The sequence below is a fragment of the Streptomyces sp. SJL17-4 genome (assembly GCF_036826855.1).
Taxonomy (GTDB): domain Bacteria; phylum Actinomycetota; class Actinomycetes; order Streptomycetales; family Streptomycetaceae; genus Streptomyces.
Genome location: NZ_CP104578.1, coordinates 699,132 through 711,599, shown reverse-complemented (window position 1 = coordinate 711,599; position 12,468 = coordinate 699,132). Strand labels below are relative to the sequence as shown.

General features: G+C 71.1%; 16 protein-coding genes, 1 pseudogene and 1 riboswitch. Of the genes and pseudogenes, 4 read left to right on the top strand and 13 right to left on the bottom strand.

Features of this window, described 5'->3' with window-relative positions:
• Positions 1 to 83 precede the first annotated feature (83 nt).
• The 3 genes from N5875_RS02950 to N5875_RS02940 all read right to left on the bottom strand — a co-directional run bounded on the left by N5875_RS02950 (position 84) and on the right by N5875_RS02940 (position 1,685).
• Positions 84 to 785, bottom strand: coding sequence for a DUF305 domain-containing protein (locus N5875_RS02950; protein WP_318211919.1), 702 nt, complete (start codon positions 783 to 785; stop codon positions 84 to 86).
• Positions 786 to 877: 92 nt separating this feature from the next.
• Positions 878 to 1,285, bottom strand: a complete 408-nt coding sequence (locus tag N5875_RS02945; protein ID WP_318211918.1) for a DUF6153 family protein — start codon at positions 1,283 to 1,285, stop codon at positions 878 to 880.
• A 52-nt stretch (positions 1,286 to 1,337) separates the two neighbouring features.
• The gene (locus N5875_RS02940; RefSeq protein WP_318211917.1) at positions 1,338 to 1,685 is read right to left on the bottom strand and encodes a tetratricopeptide repeat protein; all 348 of its coding nucleotides are present in this window, start codon (positions 1,683 to 1,685) and stop codon (positions 1,338 to 1,340) included.
• Positions 1,686 to 1,805: 120 nt separating this feature from the next.
• On the opposite strand from N5875_RS02940, the gene N5875_RS02935 reads away from it, so the two are divergent.
• Positions 1,806 to 2,771, top strand: a complete 966-nt coding sequence (locus N5875_RS02935; protein ID WP_318211916.1) for a pirin family protein — start codon at positions 1,806 to 1,808, stop codon at positions 2,769 to 2,771.
• 405 nt (positions 2,772 to 3,176) lie between these two features.
• On the top strand, positions 3,177 to 3,392 hold the full coding sequence (locus N5875_RS02930; RefSeq protein WP_318211914.1) for a hypothetical protein: 216 nt from the start codon (positions 3,177 to 3,179) through the stop codon (positions 3,390 to 3,392).
• A 74-nt stretch (positions 3,393 to 3,466) separates the two neighbouring features.
• Here N5875_RS02930 and N5875_RS02925 read toward each other — a convergent pair.
• From N5875_RS02925 to N5875_RS02910, 4 genes and pseudogenes are all read right to left on the bottom strand, one after another.
• Positions 3,467 to 3,625, bottom strand: a pseudogene (locus N5875_RS02925) (5-amino-6-(5-phosphoribosylamino)uracil reductase); the annotation flags it as partial.
• A 7-nt stretch (positions 3,626 to 3,632) separates the two neighbouring features.
• Positions 3,633 to 4,319 (bottom strand): DNA-binding protein, encoded by a 687-nt coding sequence (locus N5875_RS02920; protein WP_338491647.1) that lies wholly within the window; start codon positions 4,317 to 4,319, stop codon positions 3,633 to 3,635.
• Positions 4,320 to 4,526: a hypothetical protein gene (locus tag N5875_RS02915; protein ID WP_338491645.1), complete on the bottom strand. Its 207-nt coding sequence runs from the start codon at positions 4,524 to 4,526 to the stop codon at positions 4,320 to 4,322.
• A 525-nt stretch (positions 4,527 to 5,051) separates the two neighbouring features.
• A complete protein-coding gene (locus N5875_RS02910) occupies positions 5,052 to 6,323 on the bottom strand; it encodes a PQQ-binding-like beta-propeller repeat protein (RefSeq protein WP_338491644.1) in 1,272 nt (423 codons plus the stop codon).
• 411 nt (positions 6,324 to 6,734) lie between these two features.
• Between N5875_RS02910 and N5875_RS02905 the strand changes: the two genes are divergently transcribed.
• A complete protein-coding gene (locus N5875_RS02905; RefSeq protein WP_338491643.1) occupies positions 6,735 to 7,055 on the top strand; it encodes a hypothetical protein in 321 nt (106 codons plus the stop codon).
• On the top strand, positions 7,052 to 7,363 hold the full coding sequence (locus N5875_RS02900; RefSeq protein WP_338491642.1) for a hypothetical protein: 312 nt from the start codon (positions 7,052 to 7,054) through the stop codon (positions 7,361 to 7,363). Before N5875_RS02905 ends, N5875_RS02900 begins: the two co-directional genes overlap by 4 nt.
• On the opposite strand, the gene N5875_RS02895 is transcribed toward N5875_RS02900, so the two are convergent.
• From N5875_RS02895 to N5875_RS02870, 6 genes are all read right to left on the bottom strand, one after another.
• Complete coding sequence (locus tag N5875_RS02895; RefSeq protein ID WP_338491641.1) at positions 7,324 to 8,145, bottom strand: ABC transporter ATP-binding protein; 822 nt, start codon at positions 8,143 to 8,145, stop codon at positions 7,324 to 7,326. The two genes, N5875_RS02900 and N5875_RS02895, sit on opposite strands and share 40 nt — an antisense overlap.
• Complete coding sequence (locus tag N5875_RS02890; protein WP_338499069.1) at positions 8,142 to 9,137, bottom strand: iron chelate uptake ABC transporter family permease subunit; 996 nt, start codon at positions 9,135 to 9,137, stop codon at positions 8,142 to 8,144. The genes N5875_RS02895 and N5875_RS02890 overlap by 4 nt, the downstream gene beginning before the upstream one ends.
• Before the next feature lie 86 nt (positions 9,138 to 9,223).
• The gene (locus N5875_RS02885) at positions 9,224 to 10,273 is read right to left on the bottom strand and encodes an ABC transporter substrate-binding protein (protein WP_338499067.1); all 1,050 of its coding nucleotides are present in this window, start codon (positions 10,271 to 10,273) and stop codon (positions 9,224 to 9,226) included.
• A gap of 157 nt (positions 10,274 to 10,430) precedes the next feature.
• A riboswitch (cobalamin riboswitch) is annotated at positions 10,431 to 10,555 on the bottom strand.
• Between the two features lie 154 nt (positions 10,556 to 10,709).
• Complete coding sequence (locus tag N5875_RS02880) at positions 10,710 to 10,898, bottom strand: CsbD family protein (protein ID WP_318211909.1); 189 nt, start codon at positions 10,896 to 10,898, stop codon at positions 10,710 to 10,712.
• A gap of 137 nt (positions 10,899 to 11,035) precedes the next feature.
• Complete coding sequence (locus N5875_RS02875) at positions 11,036 to 11,398, bottom strand: hypothetical protein (protein WP_338491640.1); 363 nt, start codon at positions 11,396 to 11,398, stop codon at positions 11,036 to 11,038.
• Between the two features lie 35 nt (positions 11,399 to 11,433).
• Positions 11,434 to 12,387 (bottom strand): NmrA/HSCARG family protein, encoded by a 954-nt coding sequence (locus tag N5875_RS02870; protein ID WP_318211907.1) that lies wholly within the window; start codon positions 12,385 to 12,387, stop codon positions 11,434 to 11,436.
• Between the last annotated feature and the right edge of the window lie 81 nt (positions 12,388 to 12,468).

Genomic DNA, 12,468 nt, shown 5'->3' with positions numbered 1-12,468 from the left:
CCCGTGGCGCGCGGACGTGTCCGTACGCCGTTCGCCGTGTGCGGACGGGAAAGGGGAGCCGGGTCAGGGGGAGCCGGGCCGGATCAGAGCCGGTCGAGGACCTTCTTCAGGGCGGCGACCTCGGCGGACTGGGTCCGTACGACGTCGTCGGCGAGCGCCTTGGCGGTGGGGTTCTCGCCGTTCTTCTGCTCGTCCTTCGCCATGTCGACGGCGCCGTCGTGGTGGGCGATCATCAGCTCGGCGAACTTGCGGTCGAAGGCCTTGCCCTTGACGGCGGCGAGGTCCTTCATGTCCTCCTCGGACATCATCCCGGCCATGCCGTGACCGCCCCCGCCGCCGGCGCCGTGACCGGCGGACTCGGGCTTGCCCCAGCCCTTGAGCCAGGCCTTCATCTTCTGGATCTCCGGGTCCTGGGCCTGCTCGATCGCGGTGACCAACTTCTTGACCTCGGGGTCCTCGGCCCGGCCCTCGGCGAGCTTCGCCATCTCAAGGGCCTGCTCGTGGTGGGGGATCATCATCTGCGCGAACATGACGTCCGCGTCGTTGAAGGCACCGGGAGCGGCCGCGGGGTCGCCGGAGCCGGAAGCGGCGCCGGACGGGGCGGCCGAAGCGGAACCGGAGGCGGACGCCGTGGCGGAGGCGGACGCCGTGGCGGACGTAGCGCCGCCGTGGTCCATCCCGCTCGTGCCGTCGTCCGTGCCGCAGGCGGTGAGCAGCAGCCCGGTCGCGGTGGCGGCGCCGACGAGGGCGAACTTCCTGGCGGTGCGATGGGTGAAGGAACGCATGGGTGATACCTCGTGTGCTGGTCGTACAGACGGAAAAGGGCAGGCCGAAGGCGTTCACGGGCAGCGCGGGGCGCCCGCGGTGGCGGTAGGGCCTAGATCCGCAGGACGGACAGCTGGGCGAGGTCGGGAGCTCGGGGCGGTGGCGCGTGCGGCCCCAGCGCGGGCGTCAGGCGCGCGAGCAGCGGGGCGAGCCAGTCGGGACGGCGGCCGAGCGCGGCTCTGACGAGCCCCGCGAACAGCCAGCCGGCGAGGACGGCCACGCACAGGGTGGTCATGTCCATCCCCGAACCCGGCTCGTGCCCGGTGTCGGAGCCGTCGTCACCGGGGGGAGCGACGGAGTGGTGGGCGGAGACCGAGCCGGTCCCCGTACCCCCGCCGGAACCCTCGGGGTGGCCGACGGCGTGCATCAGGAACACCCCGAGCGCGAGCACGACGACGAGCAGAAGGCGCGCCAGGGCACCTTCTGCTCGTCTGCGGCGTTCCGCTCGGTGTGTACGCACGGCCAGGACCTCCCAGCCGCCGAATATACCGGACGGGGGTATCAGGACCGCGTCAGGCCGGCGGTGTCTCGCCCGCCATCGCGGCGGCCATCCGCAGGTGCGGCGCGGCCTCGTCGGCGCGCCCCAGGCGTTCCAGGGTGCGGCCGAGCATCAGCCGGGCGTAGTGCTCGACCGGGTCACGCTCCAGGATCGCCCGCAGCTCGGTCTCGGCCCGGGAGAGCTGGGCGGAGTGGTAGTAGGCCCGCGCGAGAAGGAGCCGCTGGGCCGTCTGCTCCGGGTGCTCCTCGACCAGTCCGGAGAGGATGCGGACGGCGGTTCCGTACTCCTTCGCGTCGAAGAAGAGCCGGGCGCGGTCCCAGCGTTCGCCGGCCGTTCCGAACTCGTAGTACGTGTCGCTCACTTGCTCGCCCTTTCCCGAGGCCCGGATCTGCCACCCTGTGGGGTGGTCGACCACGTCAACACACCGAGATGGTTGAACATTCCACAATGGTGGCCGTCTCCGGACAGGAACAGGTTGAGCATGAGCAATCTTGATCGTCAGGCCGCGCTGACCGTGTGCGGCGGCCGCGGATTCGTCGTCGCCGAGCCGGTACGGGAACTCCTCAGCCCCCGCCACGTCCAGCTCGGTGAGTCGACCGAGGTCCGCCGACTGCTCCCGAACCTGGGCCGCCGGATGGTCGGGGCCTGGGCGTTCGTCGACCACTACGGCCCCGACGACATCGCCGACGAACCGGGCATGCAGGTCCCGCCGCACCCCCACATGGGCCTCCAGACCGTCAGCTGGCTCCACGACGGCGAGGTCCTGCACCGCGACTCCACCGGCAGCCTCCAGGCCATCCGGCCGCGCGAGCTGGGCCTGATGACCTCGGGCCGGGCCATCTCCCACTCGGAGGAGAGCCCGCGACCGCACGCCCGCTTCCTCCACGGCGCGCAGCTCTGGGTGGCCCTCCCCGACGCCCACCGCCATGTGGAGCCGCACTTCCAGCACCACGCCGACCTGCCCCGGGTCACGGCCCCGGGCCTGACGGCCACGGTGATCCTCGGCGAGCTCGACGGCGCCGCCTCGCCGGGTACGACGTACACCCCGATCGTCGGCGCCGACCTCGCGCTCACCTCGGGCACGGAGACGCGCCTCCCCCTGGACCCCGACTTCGAGTACGCGGTCCTCGCCATGTCCGGCGAGGTCCACGTCGACGGCGTCCCGGTCCTGCCCGGCTCCATGCTCTACCTCGGCTGCGGCCGCACCGAGCTTCCCCTCCGCGCGGTCTCCGACGCCGGACTGATGCTCCTCGGCGGCGAGCCGTTCGAGGAGGAGATCGTCATGTGGTGGAACTTCGTCGGCCGATCCGGTGACGAGATCGTGCAGGCGCGAGAGGACTGGGAGAAGGGCTCACGGTTCGGCGAGGTGCATGGTTACGACGGTGAGCGCCTGACCGCCCCGGAGCTGCCCGCCACCCCGCTGAAGCCGCGCGGACGAGTGCGCTGACCTGGGGAAACGTATGTCCGGGTGAGCCGCACTCCAACCGGCGGCCGCCGTGCGGGACCCTTGATCCGCTGCCTGTCTTGTGGTCGGGGATCAGGGGCCTGCTGGGTGCGGGAGGCACCGAGCGGAGTCTCGGGTTCAGGCACGTGTGACAGGGTTTGGTCGGATCGATGCTGACCTTTTGCTGACTCATCTGACGTGCAGTCAGGTGATGATCCTTGCTGCTGCCGTTGCAGGTGCTGGTGCGTGCGGAGGGCCGCACCGTCGTCAGAGAGGGCGTGGGCGCACGCGACGGCTTTGCTGAGGTGATGTGTGCGTGGGGGGCGTCGCCGACGTCGCCCCCGTGCCAGATCTGCCGTGCGGATGCCGAGCTCGGCGTCCGCGCCTGAGCGGGTGCACCCTGGAGGCATGAGCATCGCTCCGATAGTCGTCCACCCACCCTCGCCGACCGGCGGCCGCAGGGTTACGGTCCGCCAGGGCGGCATCCTCGGACTCGCCCACAGCGACCGAGACGTCGTCGAATTTCTCCGACGGGCCGGCCTGGAGGACGCCGAGGAGCTGCTCGATGATCCCCGATGGGTGGAGTGGCGCGGAGTGAGGGCGCACGAGTACGAGGCCGCCTGAACGCGGCGAGGGCTCGGAGCGATGGGTATCCGCCCTCGTTCGGAGACGTCGAGGCGTGTTGCCCGTCGGCGGCGTCAGAGCAGGTGCTGGTTGGGCGCCTGGGCGGTCTCAGCCTGGTCGGGCAGCTCGATGACGACGACACCGGCCTCTTCGAGAAGTTCCGTCCCGTCGGCGCCGGGGACGAAGGTGTCGGGCTCGCGCCAGGCGGTGACGACGCGGCGGAGCCCGGCGTCGCGGATTTCAGGCGGGGTGGAGGACGATGCGGTCGAGTGCGGCACGGAACTCGGCGACGCCCTCTTCACGGGGCGCGAAGGCGAGCGTTCGGTCGAGTCGGTCGAGCTGTCCGATGATGCGGGCGGAGCCGGTCTCGGCAGCGATACCGGTGGCCTGGATGCCGATTCGGGCGGCGAGCCCTATGTCTCCGTACTCGGCGTGGGCGCGGGCGGCGCGCGCGAGGTAGACGCCGCGGTCGCGTCGGTACGTAGCGGGAAGGGCGGCGATGGCTCTGTCGAAGCCGACGGCGGCTTCCTCGTACGCTCCGAGCGCGGCGAGGGATCGAGCACGTGCGGTGCTGACGTACGCGGCGTCGAGCCAGGACCCCCAGACGCCGTCGGCATCGGCGCGTCCGAGGAGACGGAACGCGGTGTCGTACCGGCGGTTTGCTTCGTCACCGTCCCCGAGTATCGCGTGCGCGTGCGCCTCGTGCAGGACTGCGATGACTTCCAGACGGCTGCCGGGCCGTGCGGTACGCCGGGCGGCCGAGGCGAGACCCAGGGCATCGGCGGGGTGGCCGGTGTCGACGGCGAGCTGCGCCTTGCGCCCGAGGACGTACGCGGTGAGGTCGGTGTCGCCGGTGACGTGGGAGGTGTCGAGGGCCCTCGCGGTGTGCCCGTGGGCGGTCCGCTCGTCGCCGATGTCCTGGGCCAATCAGCCGGCCGGTTCCTCGAATCGGGTCTCCAGCGCAAGGAGCTTGAAGGCCTGCGTGCCGCGAGCCGCCCTGCGGCGAGCAGCGAGAGCGGACAGGTGCTGCTGAAGGGCCGGAAGGACGTGCCGGGGGCCGATCAGGTCGTCCGTCTGAATCATCACCCGCCGAAGCTGCGCGAAGTAGTCGGCGGGGACGGCGACGGCCTTCACCACGGACGGCGTACGCCCCCGCTTCCCCGGCCGCGGACTGCGGCTTCCCGCTCGCCTCCCTCGCCGTCGAGGACCACCGGACGGTCGTCCTGGCCGCCGACGGCCAGGACGACCTCGTCCTATGGGCGATCACGGTCACTAGGTCCCACTCCCCGCTCGGACGGGCGGACTACGCATGAAGCTGCCCCGCTTCCGCTGCCCCGTGCCCGAGCACGCTGCCGCGTGCATACTCGAAGCACTGTCCGACAGAACCGGGTCGAAACCGCCGCGGGCGCGGGCTGACCGCCCAGCCCGCGCAGCCCGAGCAGTGTCTTCGTATCCGGCTACTGCGGCCGGCGGACGTGATGCGTGGATCAGTTGCCATGGACAAGCCCGTCCCAAGGCCGGAGGCTCCATCGCGGCGCCACGAAGAACGTAACGGGGCAACGCATGGCGGCACACTGCACCGACCCATGGCAAGACCCTCTGGACCGAAGCGGACATCCACGGATGACGGACACCCCAGATGCCCTTCGCATACAGGCGTCAGATGGGCAACGCGTGAAGCTTCTTGCCGTGCAGGGCGAACACCCGCTTCCCGTCCGTTGCCACCAACCAGGCGTGGTAGTCACCGGATCCATCGTTGAACGTCCAGCGCACGGCACCGGTCTTCGCGTCGATGGCGATCACACCGCCCTGCTCGTCCAGGTCCGTGGCCGCGTACAGGACATCGCCCGCCTTCACATACTGCCGTGGCACCATGAGATTCGCCTCGGCGAGCGCTTCCGACTTCCATACCTCCTTACCGGTACGGGGATCGAGAGCCCGCAGGGAGCGGCCACTGTCGGCAATGTAGAGCACGTCGTCCAAGACGGCCGGTTCCTTGAAAGCGACGTAGCTCTCGGCCGTCTGCACCGACCACTTCACCGATCCGTCCGCCAGACTGAAGGCCTGGAGCTTCGGCCCCTGCGGAACGATCACCAGGCTCTCGTACACGGCGAAGAAGCCGTAGTTGGTCTTGGTGGTCTTGTGCGTCCACACCTGATTCCCGGTGGCCGTGTCACGGACCGTGAGGTTCTTCTTGAAGTCGGTGTAAACGAGGTAGCGGCCCCCGGCGTGGGCGTGGATGCCGTTCCCCTCGGTGCCGAAATCGCGCCGTTCCTGCCACGCCAGCTTGCCCGTATCACTGTTCAGGGCCGCGATCACGTTGGTCTTGGACGAGCCGTCGGCCTCCAGGATCTCGGCGATGACATACACCTGCTGGTTGTCCACCGCGATCGGCCTCGGCTGCCGGTAGCCTTTGCCCAGGTGGCTGCGCCACGTCTCCTTACCCGAGGCCGGGTCATAGCCGGAGACGGTGCCGTCGTACCGGGCGCTGGCCAGGTACAGCGTGCCGTTGCCGAGCAGCATCGATGCTCCGGGGACCGCGCCACCCTCCAGGGACCACCGCTCCCTGCCTGACGCGGCGTCCAGGGCCGCCAGCGGTTTACCGCTGGCGATCACCACACCGCTCGCGACCACCAGTTCGTCGTTGTCACCGTAGGTCTGGGCAGATGTCGTTCTCGTCCACAGCGGCTCGGGCACGTCCTTGCCGCCTCCTTCGACCGGCGAGTCGCCGCCGGCCGGCTCGCCGGGACCGGAACTGCCGGCCTCACCGGTGCTGCCCGAACGGTCGGCGCCGCCGGTGCCGGCGTCGTCATTGCGGCAGCCGGCCGCGCCCGCTGTCAACATGGCCAGCGCGCCCCCGCCGCCGGCCAGCCGCAATGCGCGCCGCCGGGAGAATCTGCCAACCGGCACATCGTCGCGTCGCATGGTCATGCCGCTTTACCCCCGTGGAGTCGTCTATCGAAAAAGGTGCGTCGCGGGCCGACGCCACGCCGTACAGACATGCGAATCCCGCGGCCGGAACGTTATCCGCCGCGAGAGGCCGTAGGCATCGTCGGTTACCAATCGGGACGGCTTCGTGAACCAATTGGGACACCAGGACGACGGTGGGGACCCTCGTCCGATGACCAGCGAGTGCGCGCGCACGCCCGCCCACGGGCCGGTACGGGCCGGGTCCGTCAGATAGACCGTCTGCATGCCTACGGGGTACGGGTCGGCGGGCGCGCGGGCAGCCAGAGGATTCGACACAGCACGGGCGCCCCCGGCCATCGTTGCCTCCAGCAATCAAGCGGGGAGCGAAGAGCAGCATTGGCCGATTTCACGGTTCTGACCGTGATTCCGTGAATGATCATGATGTGTTGCGCGGCGGAGCTGGACGGTGTGGTCCGCGACGCGCTCCTGTTCGACGGATGTCTGTGGCTCGATCGGCCGCGCCGCCCAGGTCCTCGACCTCGGCCTCGCCGCCTGAACGCCAACGCGTGGGCCGACGCCGTGAAGGACGGTCACGCGCAGCTGTTTCAGGGCGAGATGAAACCCGTCGACGAGGCGCAGCTGAACGTGTGGAAAGAGGCGATCACGATTCCCGCGGCACCTCGATATCCCGGCCTCACCGACGCGGCCTCGCCGAGCAGGCCGGGGCGAGGCGCAGCGTCGAGACTGCTGTGAACCGAGCACCGTCCGTCGCCCGTGAGCGCGTCACCTACCTCGACGGCCTGCTGGGGCGCCTGGTCGTGAACGGCGAGCACCACGGCGAGCCGCTGTGGGCGGCCATGACCGCCCCCTTCGACATCAACAACCGCTGCCCAGTCCTCAATGTCCCCAGCGGACACTCCAGTTGGGGGCTGCCCACGGGAATCCAGGTCCTCGGCCACGCCTACGACGACCCGGCCGTCTTCCGCATCGGCAAGGCCCTGGAGCGCCTCCGCCCCTGGACCTACACCCCGGACCACCGGCCCTCGGTCGGGCCGAGGTAGCGGATGTGGGGGCGGCCTTCCCGGTCGGGGTGGGTGATGGAGGCGCGGACGCCGTAGACGTCCGCGACGAGTTGTTCGGTGAGGACCTCCCGCACCGGGCCCGTGGCCACCACGCGGCCCTCGCGCAGGACCACGAGATGGTCGCAGTGCATCGCGGCGAGATTGAGGTCGTGCAGGGCCATGACGCAGGTGAGGCGCAGGCCCGAGACCAGGGTCATGAGGTCGAGCTGGTGCTGGATGTCGAGGTGGTTCGTCGGCTCGTCGAGGAGCAGTTCGCGCGGTTCCTGAGCGAGGGCGCGGGCGATCTGGACACGCTGGCGTTCGCCGCCGGAGAGGGTGCGCCAGGTGCGGTGGGCCCGTTCGGTCAGTCCGGTGCGGGCGAGCGCGGACCGTACGGCTTCCTCGTCGGCGGTCGTCGCGGGCGACCAGGCCCTCCGGTGCGGGATGCGGCCGAGGCGTACGGCGTCGGCCACGGTGAGGTCGACCTGGGTGTCGGCGTGCTGCTCGACGACGGCGACGCGCCGGGCGAGCGCACGGCGCGGCACGGAGCCCAGCGGGGCGCCGTCCAGGGTCACCACACCGGTGTCCGGCACGAGGACGCCCGCAAGCAGGCGCAGCAGGGTCGACTTTCCCGAACCGTTCGGGCCCAGCAGCCCGGTGAGCGTGCCCGGTCGCGGTGCCAGGGTCACGCCGTCCAGGACGAGCGCACCCCCGGCCGTACGGGAGACACGTTCGGCGCCGAGCCCCGTACCGGCGCCGGCGAGGGGTGGAGCGTCGGTCATCGGGGGCTCCTGGTGCGGTACAGGACGAGGACGAACGCGGGGACGCCGATGAGCGACGTCACCACGCCGACCGGTACCTCCTGCGGGTCGAGCACGGTACGGGCGAGGGTGTCGGCCCAGACGAGGAAGACCGCCCCGGCCAGCGCCGTCAGCGGCAGCAGCCGGGCGTGACCCGGGCCGGTGAGCGCGCGGACCGCGTGCGGCAGGACCAGGCCGACGAAACCGATCGCACCCGCCGAGGACACCAGGACGGCGGTGAGCAGGGCGGTGACCGAGAGGAGGACGAGGCGGGTCCGCGCCACGGAGACGCCGAGCGTCGCCGCCGCGTCCTCGCCGAAGGCGAAGGCGTCCAGGGTGCGGGCGTGCCCGCCGCAGACCAGCAGTGCGCCGGCCAGGACGGCCGCGCACACCCCGACGTCGGTCCAGCCCGCCCCGCTGAGCGAGCCGAGCAGCCAGAAGAGGATGCCCCGGGTGGTCTCCGCGTCGGCGGCGGTCATCACCACGAACGAGGTGAGCGCGGAGAAGAGCTGCATCGCCGCGACCCCCGCGAGGACGACACGGTCCGTCGACCCGCCCAGGGTGTGGCTCAGCAGCAGGACCAGGGCGAAGGAGCAGAGCGCGCCGAGGAAGGCGCCTCCGGCGACGGACAACAGGCCGCCGCCCGCACCGAGGACGACGACCGCGACCGCCCCGGTCGAGGCGCCGGAGGAGACGCCGAGGACGAACGGGTCGGCGAGCGGATTGCGCAGCAGGGACTGCATCACCGCGCCGCAGACGGCGAGTCCGGCGCCGCACACGGCCGCGAGGAGAGTGCGGGGCAGCCGCAGGTCCCAGACGATGCCGTCGCGGATCGCGCTCAGTCCGGACGGGTTCCCGCCCAGGTGGGAGACGACGACCGACCAGGCGTCGGCGACGCGGATGTCGGCCGGTCCGATGGTGAGGGCGAGGGCGACGGAGGCGCACAGGAGGACGATCCCGGCCGCCCCGGCGATCGGCGGGAGCGCCCGGGAGGGAAGGGAGACGGCCGGCCCGGGGCGCTTCCGGCCCGTCCCGGCCACAGCGCCCGGCGTGGACCCCGTCACTTCGCGAGCCCGTACGTCCGCAGCGCGGCGGCGACCTTCTCGATGCCCTCGACGGTACGGATGGTGGGGTTCATGGCCTGGCCGCTGAGGACCACGTACCGCTTCTTCCGTACCGCCGTCATGTTCCGGGTGACCGGGTGCGATTCCAGGAACTCGATCTTCTTCGCGGCGCTCTCGGCCGACTGGGCCTTGCGGGTCAGATCGGCGATCACCAGCACGTCGGGATCGCGGTCGACGACCGTCTCCCAGTTGATCTGCGGCCACTCCTCCTTCGTGTCGTCGAAGACGTTCTTCACGCCGAGCGTCCCGCTGACGATCCCCGGCGCCCCGCAGCATCCGGCCATGTACGGCCCCTGGGAGTCGGAGAACCAGTACAGGACGGACGCGTCGCCGTAGTCCGCACCGGCCCTGGCCTTCTCCACCCGGGCGCGGAGCTCCCCGACGAGCTTCTCGCCGCGCTCCGGCACGCCGAAGATCCTGGCCAGGTCGCGGACCTCGCCGTACACGGTGTCCATGGTCAGCGGCTCGGTCCGCACGCCGTCGCCGTCGCCGCTGTTGTCCTTGCCGACGCAGTCGGCGGGGGAGACGTACGTGGGCACGCCGAGCTTCGTGAACTGCTCGCGGGGCGCCACACCGCCCTTGCCCACGGTGTAGAGGAAGGAGGCGCTGACGAAGTCGGGCTCGGTGTCGAGGACCTTCTCGAACGACGGGTAGCGGTCGGCGAGCCGGGGGACGGCGGCGTTCGCCTTCTCCAGGCCCTTGAGGACCGGGTCCGTCCAGGTGGCGGTGCCGACCATGCGGTCGGCCAGGCCGAGCGAGAGCAGGATCTCGGCCGAGCCCTGATCGAGGGCGACGGCCCGGCGGGGCGCGCGGTCGACCTCGACCCGCTGCCCGCAGTTGTCCGGGAGGACGGTGCGGCCGGAGTCCGTGGCCTGCGCCCCGGACGAGGGCGTCGCACCGCCGGAGCCGGAACCAGAACCGGAGCCGGAACCAGAACCGGAGCCGGAACCGGAACCGCAGCCGGTCAGGAGAACGGCGCCGGCCATGAGCAGCACGGCGGAACGGACGGGGCGTGCGAGGGGCGCGGCGGAACGGACAGGGTGTGCGAAGGGCACGGAAGGAGTCCTCTGCGTCACGGCTCATGCGCGGAGCCTGTCGTACGGTGCTCCCCGGGCGGCGATGCCCGCCCCCCGGGCCGCCAGCAGGTCTTCGGACTCGGGGTCGTCCGGACGGAACGCCTTCCCAGGCCCTCATGGGGCCCAGTGGCCGATGCTCCGCCCGTCACCCTCACCGCTGCGCGTCAGCTCCGGATTCCCACCGGATTCCCTGACCCGTGCACATACCGTGTCGATACGTACAGAGGTGCGACTGGCCCGGGCAAGCTACCACAGGTCGATCTTCGTCCGACCCCGGGCCGCCTATGGAGCGCGTCGCTCAGGACTCGCCTCGCTCAGGACCGGCGTCGCTCAGGACTCGCCTCGCTCAGGACTCGTGTCGCTTCATGTCGTCGCGCGCCTTCCGCGCGCTCTCGTGCACCCTCTCGATCGCCGCTCGGGCCTTGGCCGCCATCCGGTCGGCCTCGCCCTCCGCCTCCAGGCGCGAGTCGCCGGTCGCCTTCCCGGCGACCTCCTTCATGGCCCCCTTGCCCTTCTGCACGGTGCTCTTGCGCATGATCGGGTTCCTTCCGTCGAATCCCACGCCGGGTCCGCTTCCCTTCCACGGGCGGCTGCCCCTGATGCCGGGATTCATGCGACAGGCCCCGGCGCGCGCGGCTCGGTCAGCCACCGGTGCGCCGTGCGTACGGACCGTCAGTCCGCCGTGCGCCGCGCCGCCGCGCTCCTCCGCCGGGCCACCGCCCGCAGCAGCAGCCGCATCAGGCACACCGCGGTGACCACCCACACCGCGGCGAAGAGCCACAGCGGGCCGGACGACGTGGACGCGACCGCGAGGAGGAACAGGGCCACGCAGGCGATTCCGAGGACCGTGGTGAACCAGCCGAGGCGATGCCGCAGGACCGCGCCCCAGGTGCCTCCCGCGCTTCCCGTACCCGCGCCGGTGTTTCCGAGCGAACGCAGTCTGCGGGTGAGGGACGCATCGCCCCGAAGGCCTTCCTCGATGCCCTCGAGGATCTTCCGTTCCTGATGGGTGAGCTTGGGATTGGGATCGTGCATGACGAACTCCCGTCGAGCATCGAGCGGTCCGGCGGTCACGCCCAGGCGGTGCGCAGACGGTCCTGGTGCGCCGCGAGCCACGTGCCGAAGTCCTGGAGGGCGGGGTTGAGGCCCCGGACGGCGTCGATGTCCCGGGCTTCGATGAAGTGCTGCTCGCAGTCCGTGTAGTACTGGAACATGTTCCCCGACTCGTCCGCGCCCGGGAATCCCTGCGCACGCCATTCGTCCGGAGCGAGGGGGCGGTAGCGCACCGGTTCGCCGAGCGCTCCCGTCAGGGCCGCGGCCATGTCGGCGACCTTGAGGTGCTCGCCGGCGATGCTGACCGTCGCCGCGATGAGATCCGTACCGCGTGCGAAGACGGCCAGTGCCGTCCTTCCGACGTCGTCCACGGCCATCCCGGAGAGCCTGGCTTCGCCCATCGGGTACGCCAGCCGGAGGGCGCCGTCCGTGTCGCGCTGCGCGGGGAAGAATTCGAACAGGTTCTCCCAGAAGAAGGTGGTGCGGAGGAACGTCGTCGGCACGCCCTCGTCGAGGAAGTAGTGGTCCGCCTCCGCCTTGCCGTCGAAGTGCGGCACCTTGTAGCGCTCCTGCAGCGTCGGCATCCGCTCGTCCTCGCGCGGCACGCACTCACGGGTGTCCTCGAGCGTCGACCAGATCGCGTGCTGCACCCCCGCGTGCGAGGCGGCCTGGGCCATGGCTTCGGCCTGGGCCTTCTCCCGCTCCGCGGACGTGTGCTCCCAGAAGTTCGTGACCAGAAAGGCGCCGTACGCGTGCTCGAACGCGGGGCCGAGGCTCGACGGATCGTCCATGTCGCCCCGTACGATCTCGGCGCCCAGCCGCTTCAGCTCCGCGGCGGGCTCCCCGTCGGGGTGCCTCGTGACGGCACGGACCGTGAAGGCTCCGTCGCGGTCCGCCAGAACGGCCCGAGCGAGGCCCCCGCCCTGCTGACCGGTCGCGCCGAACACCGTGATGATCTTCTTGGCGGTCATGACTGGAATCGCCTCACAGCTGCGTGCGGAACCCGTGGAGCCCGAGGACTCCCTCCCTGGCATGTTCCCGGGAACGGCCCC